This window comes from Providencia sp. 2023EL-00965, assembly GCF_033550225.1.
In the GTDB taxonomy this organism is placed as follows: Bacteria; Pseudomonadota; Gammaproteobacteria; order Enterobacterales; family Enterobacteriaceae; genus Providencia; species Providencia manganoxydans.
Window position 1 is genome coordinate 176,130 of the sequence record NZ_JAWUEH010000011.1, and the last position, 17,298, is coordinate 193,427.

17 protein-coding genes are annotated in these 17,298 nt (G+C 40.8%); 1 reads left to right on the plus strand and 16 read right to left on the minus strand.

Annotation, left to right across the window (positions count from 1 at the left end; all coding sequences use genetic code 11):
• Nucleotides 1-31: 31 nt before the first annotated feature.
• The 3 genes from pgk to tkt all read right to left on the minus strand — a co-directional run bounded on the left by pgk (nt 32) and on the right by tkt (nt 4,602).
• Nucleotides 32-1,195: a phosphoglycerate kinase gene (gene pgk, locus SC428_RS14910; RefSeq protein WP_318708471.1), complete on the minus strand. Its 1,164-nt coding sequence runs from the start codon at nt 1,193-1,195 to the stop codon at nt 32-34.
• Nucleotides 1,196-1,281: 86 nt separating this feature from the next.
• Complete coding sequence (gene epd, locus SC428_RS14915) at nt 1,282-2,301, minus strand: erythrose-4-phosphate dehydrogenase (RefSeq protein ID WP_070926699.1); 1,020 nt, start codon at nt 2,299-2,301, stop codon at nt 1,282-1,284.
• 306 nt (nt 2,302-2,607) lie between these two features.
• The gene (gene tkt / locus SC428_RS14920; RefSeq protein WP_318708473.1) at nt 2,608-4,602 is read right to left on the minus strand and encodes a transketolase; all 1,995 of its coding nucleotides are present in this window, start codon (nt 4,600-4,602) and stop codon (nt 2,608-2,610) included.
• Nucleotides 4,603-5,372: 770 nt separating this feature from the next.
• Between tkt and SC428_RS14925 the strand changes: the two genes are divergently transcribed.
• Nucleotides 5,373-5,708 carry a DUF6122 family protein gene (locus SC428_RS14925; protein ID WP_070926703.1) on the plus strand — a complete coding sequence of 112 codons (336 nt, stop codon included), beginning with the start codon at nt 5,373-5,375 and terminating at the stop codon, nt 5,706-5,708.
• 88 nt (nt 5,709-5,796) lie between these two features.
• Here SC428_RS14925 and SC428_RS14930 read toward each other — a convergent pair whose 3' ends face one another.
• From SC428_RS14930 to SC428_RS14990, 13 genes are all read right to left on the minus strand, one after another.
• Entirely contained in the window at nt 5,797-6,924 is a 1,128-nt protein-coding gene (locus SC428_RS14930) for a hypothetical protein (RefSeq protein WP_318708475.1), read from the minus strand.
• Nucleotides 6,925-6,964: 40 nt separating this feature from the next.
• Nucleotides 6,965-9,550 carry a fimbria/pilus outer membrane usher protein gene (locus SC428_RS14935; protein ID WP_318708477.1) on the minus strand — a complete coding sequence of 862 codons (2,586 nt, stop codon included), beginning with the start codon at nt 9,548-9,550 and terminating at the stop codon, nt 6,965-6,967.
• Between the two features lie 20 nt (nt 9,551-9,570).
• A complete protein-coding gene (locus SC428_RS14940) occupies nt 9,571-10,323 on the minus strand; it encodes a molecular chaperone (RefSeq protein ID WP_318708479.1) in 753 nt (250 codons plus the stop codon).
• Nucleotides 10,320-11,003, minus strand: coding sequence for a molecular chaperone (locus SC428_RS14945; RefSeq protein ID WP_318708482.1), 684 nt, complete (start codon nt 11,001-11,003; stop codon nt 10,320-10,322). The genes SC428_RS14940 and SC428_RS14945 overlap by 4 nt, the downstream gene beginning before the upstream one ends.
• A 10-nt stretch (nt 11,004-11,013) precedes the next feature.
• The gene (locus SC428_RS14950) at nt 11,014-11,532 is read right to left on the minus strand and encodes a fimbrial protein (RefSeq protein WP_318708484.1); all 519 of its coding nucleotides are present in this window, start codon (nt 11,530-11,532) and stop codon (nt 11,014-11,016) included.
• 16 nt (nt 11,533-11,548) lie between these two features.
• Nucleotides 11,549-12,103, minus strand: coding sequence for a fimbrial protein (locus tag SC428_RS14955; RefSeq protein WP_318708486.1), 555 nt, complete (start codon nt 12,101-12,103; stop codon nt 11,549-11,551).
• Nucleotides 12,078-12,776, minus strand: coding sequence for a molecular chaperone (locus SC428_RS14960; protein WP_318708488.1), 699 nt, complete (start codon nt 12,774-12,776; stop codon nt 12,078-12,080). The genes SC428_RS14955 and SC428_RS14960 overlap by 26 nt, the downstream gene beginning before the upstream one ends.
• A 45-nt stretch (nt 12,777-12,821) precedes the next feature.
• Nucleotides 12,822-13,400 (minus strand): fimbrial protein, encoded by a 579-nt coding sequence (locus tag SC428_RS14965; RefSeq protein ID WP_070926720.1) that lies wholly within the window; start codon nt 13,398-13,400, stop codon nt 12,822-12,824.
• Between the two features lie 419 nt (nt 13,401-13,819).
• Entirely contained in the window at nt 13,820-14,938 is a 1,119-nt protein-coding gene (locus tag SC428_RS14970; RefSeq protein WP_318708490.1) for a hypothetical protein, read from the minus strand.
• Between the two features lie 75 nt (nt 14,939-15,013).
• A complete protein-coding gene (locus SC428_RS14975) occupies nt 15,014-15,559 on the minus strand; it encodes a fimbrial protein (RefSeq protein ID WP_318708492.1) in 546 nt (181 codons plus the stop codon).
• 13 nt (nt 15,560-15,572) lie between these two features.
• Nucleotides 15,573-16,085: a fimbrial protein gene (locus tag SC428_RS14980; protein WP_318708495.1), complete on the minus strand. Its 513-nt coding sequence runs from the start codon at nt 16,083-16,085 to the stop codon at nt 15,573-15,575.
• Nucleotides 16,082-16,600 (minus strand): fimbrial protein, encoded by a 519-nt coding sequence (locus SC428_RS14985; protein ID WP_175442507.1) that lies wholly within the window; start codon nt 16,598-16,600, stop codon nt 16,082-16,084. The genes SC428_RS14980 and SC428_RS14985 overlap by 4 nt, the downstream gene beginning before the upstream one ends.
• 12 nt (nt 16,601-16,612) lie before the next feature.
• The gene (locus SC428_RS14990) at nt 16,613-17,239 is read right to left on the minus strand and encodes a fimbrial protein (protein WP_070926727.1); all 627 of its coding nucleotides are present in this window, start codon (nt 17,237-17,239) and stop codon (nt 16,613-16,615) included.
• Nucleotides 17,240-17,298: the final 59 nt, after the last annotated feature.

Below are 17,298 nucleotides of genomic sequence, written 5' to 3' on the forward strand. Positions count from 1 at the left end.
TTTATGCAGTCTGTTGTTCATGACAAATTAATTACGCTTTAGCACGTTCTTCCAGCATCACAACTGCTGGGAGCTTTTTACCTTCAACAAACTCAAGGAAAGCACCGCCACCAGTTGAAATGTATGAAATTTTATCGGCAATATCGAATAGGTCGATAGCCGCTAGGGTGTCGCCACCACCAGCAATTGAGAAGGCATCGCTTTCTGCGATAGCACGAGCAACAATTTCAGTTCCTTTACGGAAGTTAGGGAATTCAAATACGCCTACAGGGCCATTCCACAGAATGGTTTTGGCATTTTTCAGGATCTCAGCCAAGCGCTCAGCAGACTCATCACCTAAGTCTAAAATTTGCTCATCATCTTTAATTTTTGTGCTTGATTTTAAAGTTGCTTCAGCGGTTTCAGAGAATTCGGTCGCAACACGAACATCAGTAGGAACTGGAATATGGCAGTTAGCCAGCAGTTTTTTCGCTTCAGGGATCAAATCTGCTTCGTACAGAGAACGACCAACATTATTGCCTTCTGCGGCAATAAAGGTATTGGCAATACCACCACCCACGATCAATTGGTCAGCAATTTTAGACAGTGAATCTAAAACGGTCAGTTTAGTGGATACTTTAGAACCACCAACAATCGCTACCATTGGACGAGCTGGATTGCCTAACGCTTTACCTAGGGCTTCGAGTTCTGCACTCAATAGCGGACCAGCGCAAGCAACTGGAGAGAATTTGGCTACGCCATGAGTTGATGCTTGAGCACGGTGAGCCGTACCAAAGGCATCCATCACATACACGTCACACAGTGCAGCATATTGTTTTGACAGGGTTTCGTCGTCTTTTTTCTCGCCTTTATTAAAGCGAACGTTTTCCAAAACAACTAATTCACCTTCAGCTAGCTCAACACCATCTAAGTAGTCTTTCACTAAACGCACTGGGTAGTCGATTTTTTCTGCCAGATAGTCAACAACAGGTTGCAGTGAAAATTCTTCGTTGTACTCGCCTTCAGTCGGACGACCTAGGTGAGATGTGACCATGACTTTAGCACCTTGCTTGAGAACAGCTTCAATGGTTGGTAATGAAGCACGGATACGTGCGTCAGAAGTAACTTTGCCATCTTTTACAGGAACGTTTAGGTCAGAACGGATGAAAACGCGTTTACCCGCTAGGTCCAAATCGGTCATCTTAATTACAGACATGGTGAATCCTCTTGTTGATTCTCTATAAAATTTTCATTAATGGCTAAATGAAGATCGAGTTTACCTTATCATTCAATAGCCGTTAATTAGTTGAAACCTGTTGCTGCCATCGCCAGTGTTGTATCTAGCATCCGGTTAGCAAACCCCCATTCGTTATCACACCAAACGAGAGTTTTAATTAAATGTTTACCGCTAACACGCGTCTGGGTTCCATCAACAATCGCACTGTGCGGGTCATGATTGAAATCCATCGAAACTAACGGTAATTCAGTATAGTCTACTATACCACGAAATTGCCCGTGGGCAGCGCTTTGCAGCAGCTGGTTAACTTTAGTCACACAGACTTCACTGTGCACGGTAACACTCAAATCTATTGCTGTCACATTGGTTGTTGGTACCCGTACCGATATCGCCTCAAAGTGATCTTTGAACTGAGGGAAAATCCGCGTAATACCTGCCGCTAATTTAGTATCAACAGGGATAATGGATTGGCTCGCCGCTCGCGTTCTTCTCAAATCATGATGATAAGCATCGATAACGGGTTGATCATTCATAGATGCATGAATGGTGGTCACCGTACCTGACTCAATACCAAAAGCATCGTCCAGCAATTTTATAATTGGAATAATACAGTTTGTGGTGCAAGAAGCGTTCGAAACAATTTTATCGTCAATGGTTAAGCTACCATGATTAACGCCATACACAACGGTTGCATCAAGATCATCAGTACCAGGGTGGGAGAAGAGAACTTTTTTTGCGCCAGCTTCAAGGTGTGCTAAACCATCTTCACGGGAGCCATATGCTCCACTACAATCTAACACAACGTCAATGCCAAGTTCTTTCCAAGGCAGAGCACTTATGTCAGGTTGATGAAACAGACGCATATTGTCATCACCTACCTGTAATAGCGAACCATTCAAACGGACATCCCAAGCAAAACGCCCGTGACTGGAGTCATACTTAAGCAAATGGGCAATCCCTTCTGGGGCTGCTAGTTCGTTAATTGCGACAACGACAATTTCTGCACGTCGCCCAGATTCATATAACGCCCTAAGTACACTCCGTCCGATCCGGCCAAAACCGTTAATCGCTACTTTTATTGGCATCCTACACCTTGAATTTTAGCAAAATCACACGGCTGATAAGGATAACTGACTCACACAAACTCTACTGCTCATTTTAACTGTTAAACATCAAAAGTGTGCTTCACTCGACACTTTTGAAATATTTTAGCCAATTAGTCACAGTAACTGAAACGGTTCAGCTAATAAGAATTAGATTAAGGGATATATTCAGAGAACGCAATAGTAAAACTCAATCATATGCACAAAAAAACAACGCCCCTGCACCAAAATTGATACAGAGGCGTATTTTAGTGATGTTAGCAGCCACTCTTTAGGCTACTAAATAGCTTAATTAAGTAGAGACTTAGCCGCTTTAACTGCATTCTCAGCAGTAATGCCAAACTCTTTGAACAGTTCTTCAGCTGGTGCAGACTCACCAAATGAGTGCATACCAATAATCGCACCATTCAGGCCGGTATATTTAAACCAGTAATCTGCAATACCTGCTTCAATCGCAACACGTTTAGTCACATTTGAAGGCAGAACAGCTTCACGGTATGCCGCATCTTGTTTATCAAATACCTCAGTTGAAGGCATTGAAACAACACGGATCTTACGACCTTCGCCAGTCAGCTGATCAGCAGCTTTCACCGCTAACTCAACTTCTGAACCTGTTGCAATAAAGATCAACTCAGGTTGGCCTTCGCAATCTTTCAGGATATACGCACCCTTCTCGATCTCAGCTAATTGTTGAGCTGTACGTGGTTGCTGTTCCAGATTTTGACGAGAGAAGATCAGAGCACTTGGGCCATCTTTACGCTCAACCGCGTATTTCCAAGCCACCGCAGATTCAACTTGGTCACAAGGGCGCCATGTATTCATGTTTGGTGTCACACGTAGGCTTGCCAACTGCTCAACAGGTTGGTGAGTCGGACCATCTTCTCCCAGACCGATAGAGTCATGAGTATAAACAAAGATGCTACGAACTTTCATCAATGCTGCCATACGCACTGCATTACGTGCATATTCAACGAACATCAGGAAAGTTGCACCGTAAGGAATAAAGCCACCATGCAGAGCAATACCATTCATAATCGCAGACATACCAAACTCACGTACGCCGTAGTGAATATAGTTACCGGCAATGTCTTCATTCAAAGGCTTAGAACCAGACCACATGGTCAAGTTACTTGGTGCCAAGTCAGCAGAACCGCCAAGGAACTCAGGTAATACTTTACCAAATGCTTCTAATGCATTTTGTGATGCTTTACGGCTAGCAATATTGGCTGGATTTGCTTGCAGATGCTCAACGAATTTTTTCGCTTCTGCATCAAAGTTAGCAGGCAGCTCACCCGCCATACGGCGTGTAAATTCTTCAGCTAATTCTGGGAAAGCTTTTGCATAAGCGGCAAACTTGTCATTCCAAGCTGCTTGTTTTTCTTTACCTGCACTACGCGCATCCCAAGCTTGGTAGATATCTTGTGGGATTTCAAACGGTGCATAGGTCCAACCTAACGCTTCACGTGTTGCTGCGATTTCTGCATCACCTAATGGTGCGCCATGAACCGCTTCGGTACCTGCTTTATGTGGAGAGCCAAAACCAATAATGGTCTTGCACATAATCAGTGTTGGTTTATCTGTTTCACGGTGTGCTTCGGTAACCGCTGCGTGAATTTGATCTGCGTTGTGACCATCGATATCACGAATAACATGCCAGCCATAAGCTTCAAAACGAGCCGCAGTATCGTCTGTAAACCAGCCTTGAACATGGCCATCGATAGAAATGCCGTTGTCATCGTAGAACGCAACCAGTTTGTTAAGTTTTAGCGTACCTGCTAATGAACAGACTTCGTGAGAGATACCTTCCATCATACAACCATCGCCCATAAACACATACGTGTGATGATCGACGATGTCATGACCAGGACGGTTGAATTGTGCCGCTAATGTGCGTTCTGCAATAGCAAAACCGACTGCGTTTGCAATACCTTGCCCTAATGGACCTGTCGTAGTTTCAACACCTGGAGTATAGCCATATTCAGGGTGGCCCGGGGTTTTAGAATGAAGTTGGCGGAAATTTTTTAACTCATCGATAGATAAGTCATAACCCGTCAGATGCAGCAAGCTATAGATCAGCATTGAGCCATGGCCGTTTGATAACACAAAACGGTCGCGGTTAGCCCAGTGTGGATCAGCTGGGTTATGATTCATATAGTCATGCCACAGAACTTCAGCAATATCAGCCATGCCCATAGGCGCGCCAGGGTGCCCTGATTTTGCTTTTTGAACCGCATCCATACTCAGAAAGCGGATAGCATTAGCAAGGGTTTTACGAGTCGTCATTAGTATACTCCAGGTCGGATAAAAACGTACTTAAACCAATTTTCACAACGCAATATGGAATTATTGCAATTTTTCATAGGCAAGCTATGAAACTAACGCAATTTGCTCCATACAGCAATTATTCGTGACATTCGCGGCCACGAATTGTCAATAAATTAAGCTACCGTAAAGCTGAATCCATTCCATTGCGCAAAATATCACTTAAAGATAATTTTTTTGCGCAAATCATTGCCCTTATTAAACCTGAGTTTACCATCAGGGATCAAGGTGATTTGTGCATCTTATACTTTAAAGGGCAACAATAGTGATTATTGACAAGTTTTTCTATGAAAATTGCGCTCTATGCTCTAAATAATTCGAGGCGCAGTAGAGGACGAAGTAAGCTACCTAAAAGCCTATACATAAATAGGTAACTCGTATAATAAAATAGGGAGGCTCTATCTTAGTCAAAAGTACTGCAACTTGGAGTATGACAAACATCACTATCAAAGCTGGAGAGCTGATGTGTTTCTTATGGCACAAAAAATACCATGTTATTAAATTAGTTTTATTATCATATCGTTAACTGATACTAATCATCGCTTTTAAATAGCATAGTCACCGATTAGACTATCTATACTCTAAATAATTCGAGGTGCAGCTAGGCGACAAGTGAACCAATCGCTAGGCGCATAGAAAACGATGTGACTGGCGTAAGTGAACGTAGTCAACAACGCTGCAACTTGAAGTATGACGAGTATACTTGTGACTCACACTTTCGAGGTTTTATTGTGCTGTTTGAGATTTTCAGAAATATCGTTCACTACGGCTTCCACTTTTTAGTGCCTATTTTATTTGGCTATCTGTTTTGGCGAAAAAATTGGAAACTGGCAGCACTGTTGATGATCTCAACCATGGCGATCGATTTAGATCATTTATTGGCAGATCCGATTTTTGATCCCAATCGCTGCGGCATTGGTTTTCATCCATTACATACTGGTTGGGCAGCTATCGCCTATGTAGTGATATTTTTGTTGCCATCATGGAAGTTAAAAGCAATTGCAGTGGGGTGTTTGTTTCATCTTTTTACTGATTCATTGGATTGTTATATGGGGAGCTTTAATTAAACAATCTAAAATAGAAAAATTGATAATTTAATTGAATTGGCAGTAGAAGACTTCTTACTGCCAATATACCTGTTTTATAATTTCAATTTCACTTAACAAATACCGATAAATCTAATGCTCCACTATATACACCCGGCTCAATATAATCCTCATCTTTGCAGAGGTTCCAATCAATGGTAAATTCACCACCATAGCTGTTATATTTATAATCTAAATCAATATCGAATGTTTCACCGTTAAATAAAATATCGCCTTCATCATCACAATCTGAACCATTGTTATTGATTATCCCTTCAATGTATAAACCATTATCTTCATAATCTTCATTGATTAAATAGAACTTATTAGGTTCATCTTTTATTAGTCCAGTTTGCAGCCGAACCGAACCTAAAACAGTATTTCCAATATTACTATCACAGTCGATTTCAACGGTAACACTTTCATAATCAACAAGTCCTGTTGACTCATCAGAAGAGAGATGAAATGTCGATGACGTATTTCCATTGACATCGATAGTGCAAGCATCAAGAACATCAATGTTAAAAGAGCTAACTAATATCTCCGATAAATCTGTAGCTCCGCTTAATTTTGCGGTTAATGATGCGCCATATAGTTGAGGAACTATTGTGCCGTCACTTAATGCTATAAAATACTCCCCAGGCTCAGCTAGATCTGGAGAGCTAAATTTAATCTCTGCCCCTGTTACAGTAATATCAGTAACTCGATCATCATCTGGTGAAAATAGTTCCCCATTAAGGTTTTCTGGCGGTGAATAGCAATATGCATATGAACTAGGCTGAACTAAATTATCAATCTGAACAACTTTACCATTAACAACTCTTACACTACCTTCATCATGATTTCCATCTAAATCAACCCAACTAGATGTAGCGAAAAAACTTAATGAAAAATAACCTACATGTTCCATATCACTATTTAACAAGTGAAAATAATATTGGTCATCTTCTTCATAAAGTTTATCGCTATTTAGACAATAGTTTCCATCAGGGCTTATAGAGATGATCCCAAATACATCCCAATTTCTAGGATCGTCAGTAGGACCCACTAAATTAATACTAGAATTAATTGATACATAAGCCACTTCCGTATCCGGTGGAATGGTGACATCAATAGTATTAGCAAACCCTAATGTACTCTTCAATAAACACAACGCTAAGATAGCTTTTGCAACGCCCTTTTTCATCGTTAATGTCATTCTTTTATTCCTCATACTCATACAGGCTATCTTGCGTTATTCACTGACACGCTAAGCTAATTTTTCTAATCGGGTTGTCTTCAGTTACTGCAATATCTTTCAAATGCGTATAATGCGCACCACACGATGCATTGTGACCGTTCCCCCATTGGATCAGTAAGGTGCCCGAATCCGGTAACCCACTCATGTAAAGCTGGCCGTTATCACCCACAATACTGGTGTTCTCTTCAATTGCCTCATCATCAACCAGCTTAGCAATCGCCCCGAATGGGATCGTACCGCCTTGATAGGTTAGTGAAATCAACGCCTGCATCCCGACACGTGTTGGGAACTTGGCTTTTACTACCGCCCCTTTGGTTGGATACACATTTTGCGAAGTTTTTGGTAACGTCACGTCGTCCGGTAACGTATTCACATTCAAACCAATGGTGTTTTTGGCGTATTCGTTAACGTTCGGTGCCACCGCATAACCAAACATATCGATTTTGGCATTGCCTTGATTCAACAAAGTGCCGTCCGCATCCGGCGCTTCCACCAATACCACGGAGTTACCTAAGGTGCGTGCCAGTGTCACGCCCCCTGAATGGATCACCATCCCACCATTAACCCCCGCATTGACCGAAGAAGAACTTGATGAATAGTTATATCCCCCAGAAAAACTGCCTTTTGAGGTGTTATAATTCAGGCTGATCGCGCTATTACTTTCTTGGTTGTTATTCCCCATACTCTGTGAAACAGAATAAGACAAGTCTCTGTCCAATAAGGAACCGTGCAGCCCGACTTGCTGGCTATAGTTACCGCGGTTGTTTTTGGAAATATAATAATTACTGCTCATATTGCGTAAGTGCTCTTCATTGGTAAATAAACTGAAAGGCACATTCACATTGAAGGAAATTTGATGGTTTTTAGGCCAATCATTGCGGCTATCGGATTTTCTGTAGTCAATCGCATAACTGACGTTGTAATTCACCCCTTTAAAATTCCCGTTATACCCTGTCGATAATTGGGTAGTTTCAGTATTGGAGTCCCAATAATCGGTACGACTGCCACTTAAATAAATCGAACCATATTTGCCCAATGATTGTGACAGCGCGGTTCGGAAACTGGAACGTTGGCGTAATCCTAACCAAGGTGCCACACCATCATTGAGCTGATAATTATGGGTATTAAAATCCGAGAAGCTGAAGAAATGACGTGTGGAATAACGTAATGCGGTTAAATCGACATTAGTTCCTGTAGAGGTTAAGCTTTTTGAATATTTAATCCTAAAAGATTGACCTTCTTTTCGATCACCAGAGACAAAAGACGCCGCGGCATGGGTAATATCCACAGACAAGGCACCAAAGTTCCCTAAAGAAATCCCCGTCCCCATTACGCCTGAAAAATAATCTTTAGAGAATAGCCCCCCACCGTATACAGTCACATCATGCGGCAAGCCATAAACAAGGCTACTGAGCAAAAATTTGGCGCGTTTAGACGAACGGGTTAAATTGCCGTTATATTCCCCCGCCGTCACTTCATATTTTATACCGCCAGGTCTTAACATCACCGGTAATGAAGAGTACGGGTAAACAAAGGTTCTCTCCGAGCCATCTTCTTCGCTAATATTGACCTGCAAATTCCCTGACGAGCCCGTTGGGTATAAATCTTTAATGCTAAACGGTCCTGGTGCAACATAAGTCTGATACACCACATTGCCATTTTGACTGACCGTGATCCGCGCATTGGATTGCGCGATACCATTAATTTCCGGCGCGAATCCACGCATACTAGAAGGCAGCATTTTGTCATTCGAAAACAGCTTAATACCTTTAAACGGAATGCTGTCAAACACGTTACTGCCCGTTGAACTTTCACCCACTAACAACTCACCCCGTAACGCGTTAATCGCTCGCATCACATAGGTATTGGAAAAAGTTGAGGTACGGTTGGTGTAATTACGGCGTCCATCCGAGTTCGAATAATAATAACGATAATTTGAGCGCAAACGCCAAGCCCCTAAATTGACACCGCCACGTAAACTCAAAAAGGCATTGTCATTGTTTTGTGTTTCCCGCTGAGATTGATTACGGCTGTGGCTCCCATTAAGCTGATAAGACAGCAAAATGGCAGGGATCCCATTTTCCAACATCCCTGCGGGCATATACCCATTAGCACGATTATCCATGTAAATTTGCGGAATACTGATTTCCATGCTCAGTTTAGACAAATTGGTTTTCACAAACGCGTCAGGGATGTAATCCCCTAATGCGGTGATCTTTTCATCATCAGCGAGCTTTTGTAACATTGGGCTCGACGCTAAATTCACGCCCAGTTCCCCGAGCATGGGCTTCGTGAATTCAGCGGAAACATTTCCATCACGGCCTTTTACAAACGTGATGTCCATACTGCCCATATCTCTTTTATTAATAAATACAGTAATATTGTATTTACCTTCAGGCACGCTATTGGCTTTTTCAAATTGGGATAAATCAATTGAATTTGGATCGACCCCTGACTGTAGAGATAATAGTTTTGGATCAAAGAAATCCTCAGCATAAGAGTAACCCGCAACGCCAAGACAATAAGAAATAAAGCTTAGATAAAAAAGATTATTTTTCATCTTAGACGACGTATATAATTTCATAGTTATCTCTCAGTTATTTTTTATAGTTTTTGCGTTTGCTCTGGTATTTCCAGCATAAATTCATTTAATAATCGCCATTTCACTATCGCATTAGCATAATTTCCTTTCGGTAACGGATAGCTTTGTTGCCCAAAAGGCGGAATTAATTTAAATAGCTGCATATTGTCAATTTGATGTTGACCAACCGCTAATTTACCCAACGTTAAATACAGCGGAGATTGATTATCAACAATCAATTTCCCTTCAGACACGGTAAACTTTAATTTATCTTTAACGTTGGCAATTTTAAGATTTTTAATCGTCTCTGAGCGATAATAAAATTTATAATGTAATACTTTTGATAATGTTAAATTCCCATCCATTTTTTTAAAGTTAACGGTATTTTTAGTGCCTTTCGGAGGAATGGCTTTTAATCGAATAAAAAATACCGACTCTCGGTCTTGTGGTAATTTTTTTAAATTATCAATCTTTTTAATTTGCCAACTGTATTCTGACTTTGCCTCTAACCGATATAAGGGAGGTGTGATAATAAAAGGAATTGCATTTTCCTTTTTCACATTCAGACCTGTCGATTCATCAGGAACTGCAATATCCGCTTGAACAAGGTAAGCATTCTGATCATTATTCTTTAATAAGAATGATAACCCGCGGCTTTCTTGATGAAAAACGAGTCTTTCACTCGGAAAGCGCAAACCACTGCTGGTATTTTTTGCTATCGCCTGATGAAAGTTAACTAGACCTAAAAATAATACAATAAGTGACGTTAGTTTCATTTTTGAGCCTTACTTTCAAAGAGATAGGGCTTAGTGGTCCCCCCATAATCATTCATGATCCGCCATGAGAACGTATTTAACCCTGTCATATCCGGTAGGGTGATATGGGAATATGGCGCGACCATTTTATTCTTTATTTTACGCGTATTATTCACCTTCATATCGACCAATGTCGTATAATATGGGGTAGGATTATGAATAGTTAATACATTCTTTTCATAGCTCACAGAGAGCTTTTCATACGACTCTTTCGCCGTCATTGGCAAATTTTTAGGTCGATAATACAGTTTAATCACCAAATTGGTGACGATAGATAATTTTCCACTGCTTCTTTCATCATTTCTTTTTGGTGGGATCGCTCTTGAGCTAAAATAAAAAACACTTTCACGATCTTTCGGTAATAAATTTAATGATGAAGGAAAGAGACGCATCATAAATGTCGAGTTTTTTTCAACCCTAAAAATAGCTGGCGTAATAATAAAAAAGTCACTTTTCTTATTATCCACATCATAAATTTCATTCTGAACCAGAAAAGGGGAGTCCACATTATTTTTAAAGGTAACCGATGCCGATTTATCTCCCTCGTTAAAAATAATCCGTGTCTTATTTAAACTTAATCCAGCGGCATCAGCTAAAAAAGTACTAAAGAATAACAGAGCAATAAGCGTTATTTTTTTCATCTTAATCGCCTTAATCTGATAAATAACTAAAAGTGACATGCGCAGAAAAGTCACCCACTTCATCTTTCAAGCAACCTTGTCCGCGATCATAACAGGCTAATACCGCGGTTAAGATAATATGCTCATCGCCATCTTCAATCTGATCAAAGACGATATCCCCGATTGAAAAATATTCTTGTTCATCTTCATCCATGATCGCGACACCAAAATAAGCATCGGGATCGCTATTAAATACATAGTCATTTGAACCATCAACGGTGCTGCCCGAGGTCATTTGAATAGAACTGGTTGAAAAGTCACCTTCACAATCTTGCAAAATGATCTCAAACTGTCTTGTCTGCGTTTGATCAATAATGTCCTGAATGGAAACAATGCCAAAATCTATTTCATCCGTCGCAGCATAAAGATCTTCAACAATAATTTCACAAGGCTCCTGATCAACATATGCTGTAAATTCAAAATGGATCGAGTCGTTATCTGCATTCACGAGAACAGGCAGAAAAAAACACAATATGAAGGAAAAAATCACTCCATATTTTTTCCTATTACGGGATTTGTAATGAGAGTTCAATGGCAGCATCAATATCACCTGAGGTTATGGTTTGATCATCAATTTTTGCAGCAACGACTTCAAAATAGTGCTCCCCTGTCCCTGATTCGACCGTGGCCTCATCCCCCGAGAAAATCACTTCCTCACACGCACCATTGTCATCACCGCAGTTCATCAATAAAAAGCCCACATTGATCGCGCTATCTTCATACAACACGTTATTTTTTATGTGTGTACTGCTTAATGGGGTAATCACAATATCGATGGATTCGGTGTCCTCTGAGATCCCTTCACAGCTGTATTCCACCGTAAAAGGCTTGCGATAATCACTCTCTTCGCCCGGCTGTAATGCACTCAGTACACTGCTACTAAACGGCTCATCAAAAATTACTTCCTGATCGCTATCGGCTGAAAATTCACACGTGGCATTGGCCACCGTGCCACTAAAATAAATCGTTGCACTTTCATCGGCTAAACTGATATTCGGTAATAAAACTACGGGCAATAATAATCCTAAAAAACATTTATTGAATTTCTGTTGAATAGCCATCATAGCCTCCCAAATCATTAATTGCGGTCCATTTTGCTATCGCCCCTGTCGGCGTTTTTAGGTCAAAATTAATACTTGAAAATGGTGCTATCATGTTATTTTTATTCTCTGAATTAATCACCATCGCTTTATTATTCAGCGTCACGTTATATAGACTGATGTAATAAGGGGAACGATTGATAACCTCAGTTTTATTACCAACATTTTTAAATACTAGCGATGACTGTGCTTCTTTAGCTGTTTGTTTTAAATCTGTCGGCCGATAAAATAATTTAATAATATTATCAAAACCGATGATCACCCCTTCACTGTTTTTATCTCTCGCGGGTACCATTCGTGCTTTAAAATAAAAAACCGATTCTCTATCTTTAGGGAGTTGATTATTGACCAACATAATGCGCACATCTTGTCGGCTCATTTTTTCTAAACGAAATAAAGGCGGTGCGACGTCAAAAGCGTCAGGGTATTGTTCACTCGCAATGGTAATTTGCGTCAGATAATTGATTTTTTCATCATTATTTCTGAGTGTCACCGATACACTTTTTTCCCCTTGTGGATAAATAATGCGTGTAGCATCAATACCGACACCCGCAGAATAAGCGAAATTATTTAGCAATAAGAAATTGGCAACAATAATAAATAACCAAATTTTTGACGGTAATATATTTTTCATAAATTCTTATTAGGGTGATTACAAACTGTAATCACCCTACCTTAATTAGTTATACGCGACGCTAAAGATAACCGGTACATTCAGGATATCGGTATCATTAGCACCATTTAGTGCAAACAGGTCAGCCTTCATTGGAAGTAAATTCACCGCATTACCATCCACATCCGTCACAGCACCTTGATCATCCTCACTCATAATCAGTGATTGGTTCACGCTGATTAATTGATTTGGTTTAATTTCAGTCGCTGTACCTGAAGCAGGGTTAGTTTTAATTCCCACGGCTAATGTTTTTGCATCTGTATTAGCAAAAAGATTTGGATTAAAGATACTTGCTTGACCATCTGCATATAGGCTTAAAGCACCAGAGGTAGTTTCTGCACCAGCACAGTTAGTCAGTACTAAGTTAAAATCTTTATTCGCAATAGCGGTTGTTGGACCTTGCGTTACACTTTCAGTGGTGAAAACCCCAAAATCAACAATCGAGCCAGAGCTTGTTGCGATATCACAAGTTCCTTTTTGTAATTGTGCTTTAAATGTCACTGTAGTTGTTGTTGCCGCCATTGCAGAACTTGCAACGCCAGCCGCTAACATTAGTGCAGCGATAGATGCTAATTTAATTTTCATATTGAACCTCTTTTATAATGATATAAACGTGCGACACCATATAGAGACAGAGAAACTCTGACTCTATATTTCTTTCTATATAAAACAATTTAAAAACAATACTAATAAACCTTCATTACAGAGAATAAAGCAGATTAAAAAAACATAAAAAACAATATGAGTGATGCAACATGCGAGACCATGTCATAAAAACAGCCATCACGCTAAATATTATTTCCTACGTCAAACGATAATTTTTAAAATCATAATTATCAGCGCTTATATTATCTACATTCTTAATTAGACTTGATGTTTTTCACATCAACTATCAAGATATAACTTGATAACCTTTTATTTTCTCTATTATATATTTAGTTACATTAAATTCATCCTACTGGTACAGAATTAAATAAAACCAAATCTAATGCCCCATATAATACTTACTCATAATTAAGATAAACAATCATAGATTGTGAATATTCTCCCGGTGTTAATGTTCCCACACTAGTGACTTGCCCCCAAATAATTTGTGAATCCCGATTGGTATTGGCAGAGTAAGTTTTCGTATCTGAACTATTATCAAAAATAACACGTAGGTTTAAGCCACCCATTTGTAGTAGATTGTTTCCACCACCTGACTTTTGTATTTTTGCTGTCACGATTGCGTCATCGGTACATTGTGAATATAGATAAGTTTGAGAGTAACGATTATTGGCATTACTTGAATCTACAATACCTAAATCAATATCACCGTCAGTAGTAAAGTTACAATATACATCAGGTATTTCCACTGGAGGGGCAACAATGATAAGTTCAACTCCCGCAGATGCACCAACCCCAGCGAGCGTACCCTTTGATAACTCACTAGTCGCAGCCAAAGCCATTGGAATTGGCTCATTTTGACGATACCCATAAGCACCCCCTCCTCCTGGTAAAGTGTAGTTACCTGTAGGACCATCTACAACCAACACCCATAAAGGTCGAGAAGTACTCCCTTGGATATTATTCACCTTTTTTACGATAGAACCAAATCCTGAAAAATCATTTGAATTACCGCCATATGCTGGTGCCCACCAAGCATATGTTCCAGCTAGTTGTGAACAATTGCTTCCCATGTACTGGCAACCATTATTTGGATAAGGAAGTGTACCAGTAAAGCAGCCTTGCGGAGTACAATCTGAAGAAATCTGACCAGCAATAACAGCGACCTCGCATTTACCACTCTCACACAAAGGATATTGTGTAAATTGTGATCCAATGCGCCCTTGGTAAGAAATCGTAACTCCTTGCCATTGTGCAGCCACATTCGCTCCATTAGAAGCTTTCACTGTGATAACATCACCCATAGAAATATCATATGATGCATTGTCAATGAGTAAACACACAGCTATAGCATTATTCTTGTTACAATCACTAGCAGTCCCCACATTACCTTGCGATCTCCACTGATCTGCCATTGACGCGGAAGTTAACACCATGAAAATGATAATGCTTTGTAAGATACGCCTTAACCAAACTACTGGATTTGGCTCAGCTTGAATAGCCTGTTTTTTATGCATTTCGTCTGATATCCTTATGATAATCATTCTTATTTTTCAACATTAACCTTACTAAGTGATATATCAATTCCATACTTACTCATAACTCATCGTATACGTCAGCACTGCGTTAAACTCACCGGGTACTAAGGTTTTATTCGCCAATGCATTAGCTTCGCCTTGTACATACGCTTTCATCCGAATGGTCATATCCCCATCACGAATAGGGACTTTATAAACATTGCCATCATTAATCGGAATAGGACGTCCATCTAAATACTCTAGCCCTATTCCTGCCCCTTTAGCTTCACTGCTCGGCGTAAATTGCAATAATCCTTCGGATGTCATCGGTCCGGTAAAGGTGGCAGTTACCGCATTCCCTAACGAGGTATCACAGTCTTCCAGATAAAACTCAATCACTTTGCCGGCTGTCCGGTTAAAACGGTACAGTGATTTTGTGGCAGTGATCCCCATATCCACATACAGATTTTCCATGCCGGGTACAATGGTGCACGGTAGCGCAATTAACGTACCGCTGTAGTTAATTCGGGTTGAGCTCTCCGCCATCACAGTAGTACTCGTCACCACCAGTCCACCTGCTAATAAGGCAGCGATACCACGAATATAATGGTGTGTTTTCATCGATTTTCCCTTTCTACGGGTAACGTATTTCGACAGTTCCCGTCGCATTAAATGGGCCTTCCAACAGGACTAATGCTGGGTTACTGTCTTTCACGGGTACGGCCACTAAAGGTAAGGTCATCACCCCATGACTGGACATAGTGACAGGAATATCGCCATTATCCGGTTTGATCACCGCGCCGTTATACGACAATAAAATGCCTAGCCCTTCCCGACTGGTTTGCAAAGCCCTATCATCAAAATCGGCATTCATTCCGTCATACCCCATAAATAGCGCTACACTGTTACCTAAATCAGCCCCGCACGTGACCGTAAGTGTAAAAGGTTGGGCATAATTCACTCCATCAATGCGTGAAATCCCCACATCCCCAAACTTTACCGATACGGGGTCATCATCCCCAGTAATATCACATGGTGGATTACCAATCAGAGTGCCACCAAAAGTCATCGGTACCGCTTGCACGAACGAGGCATTAAACAGCATGCTTACCGCTAATATCAGAGTTCTTTTATTGAGTTGCATCATTGATACTCCACATTAAAGGTGGCGGATGCGGTAAAATCACCGTCGTTCAACCCATCTTGACCATACGCAACTGGCACAACACTTAAATTAGGCTGGGAGCCATAAGTAAAATCTATCCAAGCATTACGTGCAAATACGATATTATTGTATTTAAAACGCAGCCCTAAATTAGGCTCAGAGGTACGTAGCAAATTACTATTAAAATTGGCTGCGTTACCGGAAATTTGTAGCTTGAGTCCTTGAGTGCTACTCGCATCATCACAATCCAAGGTATAAGGGATTGGTTGCTCGTACATCGCCCCATCAATGTTCTTAATAATCATGTCGCCAAAATCCACATGTATGGGATTGTTATCATTCACATCACATGTTTTTTGTTGGATCTCTATCTTGACTTTAAAATTCACACTATCTGATGCAGCTTGGCTATATCCACACCCAATAAATAAATTGACCATGCCCCACATCATCAGCACGATTGTTTTCAGCCTGATATCTCGCTTTATTCCTTTCATACATGTCATCCTTTATTCATACAACATTTCAAAAGAAATCAGCGCAGAGTACGCTCCTGGCTGCATCAATTGTGCCGTACGTACCGGTGAAACATAATAGGTCAGTGTCGATTGCCCTGACGGCAGCAGATCTGGATTACTATTCTGATTTAAAGGCAAGATTTGCCCTGCCTTATCACTCAGTACTAAACCAATCCCTTGTGCGCCAGTCACTCTGGCAAAATCCGGCATCCACGGTACCGTTGGCGCAATAAAACGGATTTTCACGGCTGGTTGAGTGCTGCTCCACGCGGTTTGCCCAGTTTGGACGTTTTCCAAGGCACTGTTCACTTCGATACAGTCTTGCAGTTCAAGGTGAAACGCCGTTGCACGCCCTTTATCCCCCACGGCTTTCAGTTCCGCGGTTTCGGTATTGCCCAATTCAACCGCTTGATACGCCGAGGTCATCGCTAAACGGCACGGACTTTCGGTCAATGAACCCGACACATACAGCGCACCGTTGGCACCATCGACCTGCCAGTTATCCACGGGACGATACAAACGCGTATTGTTATCCTCAGCCTGACTGCCCCATGAACAGACAAGTACGCTGCCAAACAACACAGAGGTGACAGCATGATGGAGTAATTTGTGTGTCATCGGTTATTCCTTATCGTCATGATGCAGACAAAGCAAATGTAATCGGCTACGGCGTTGCT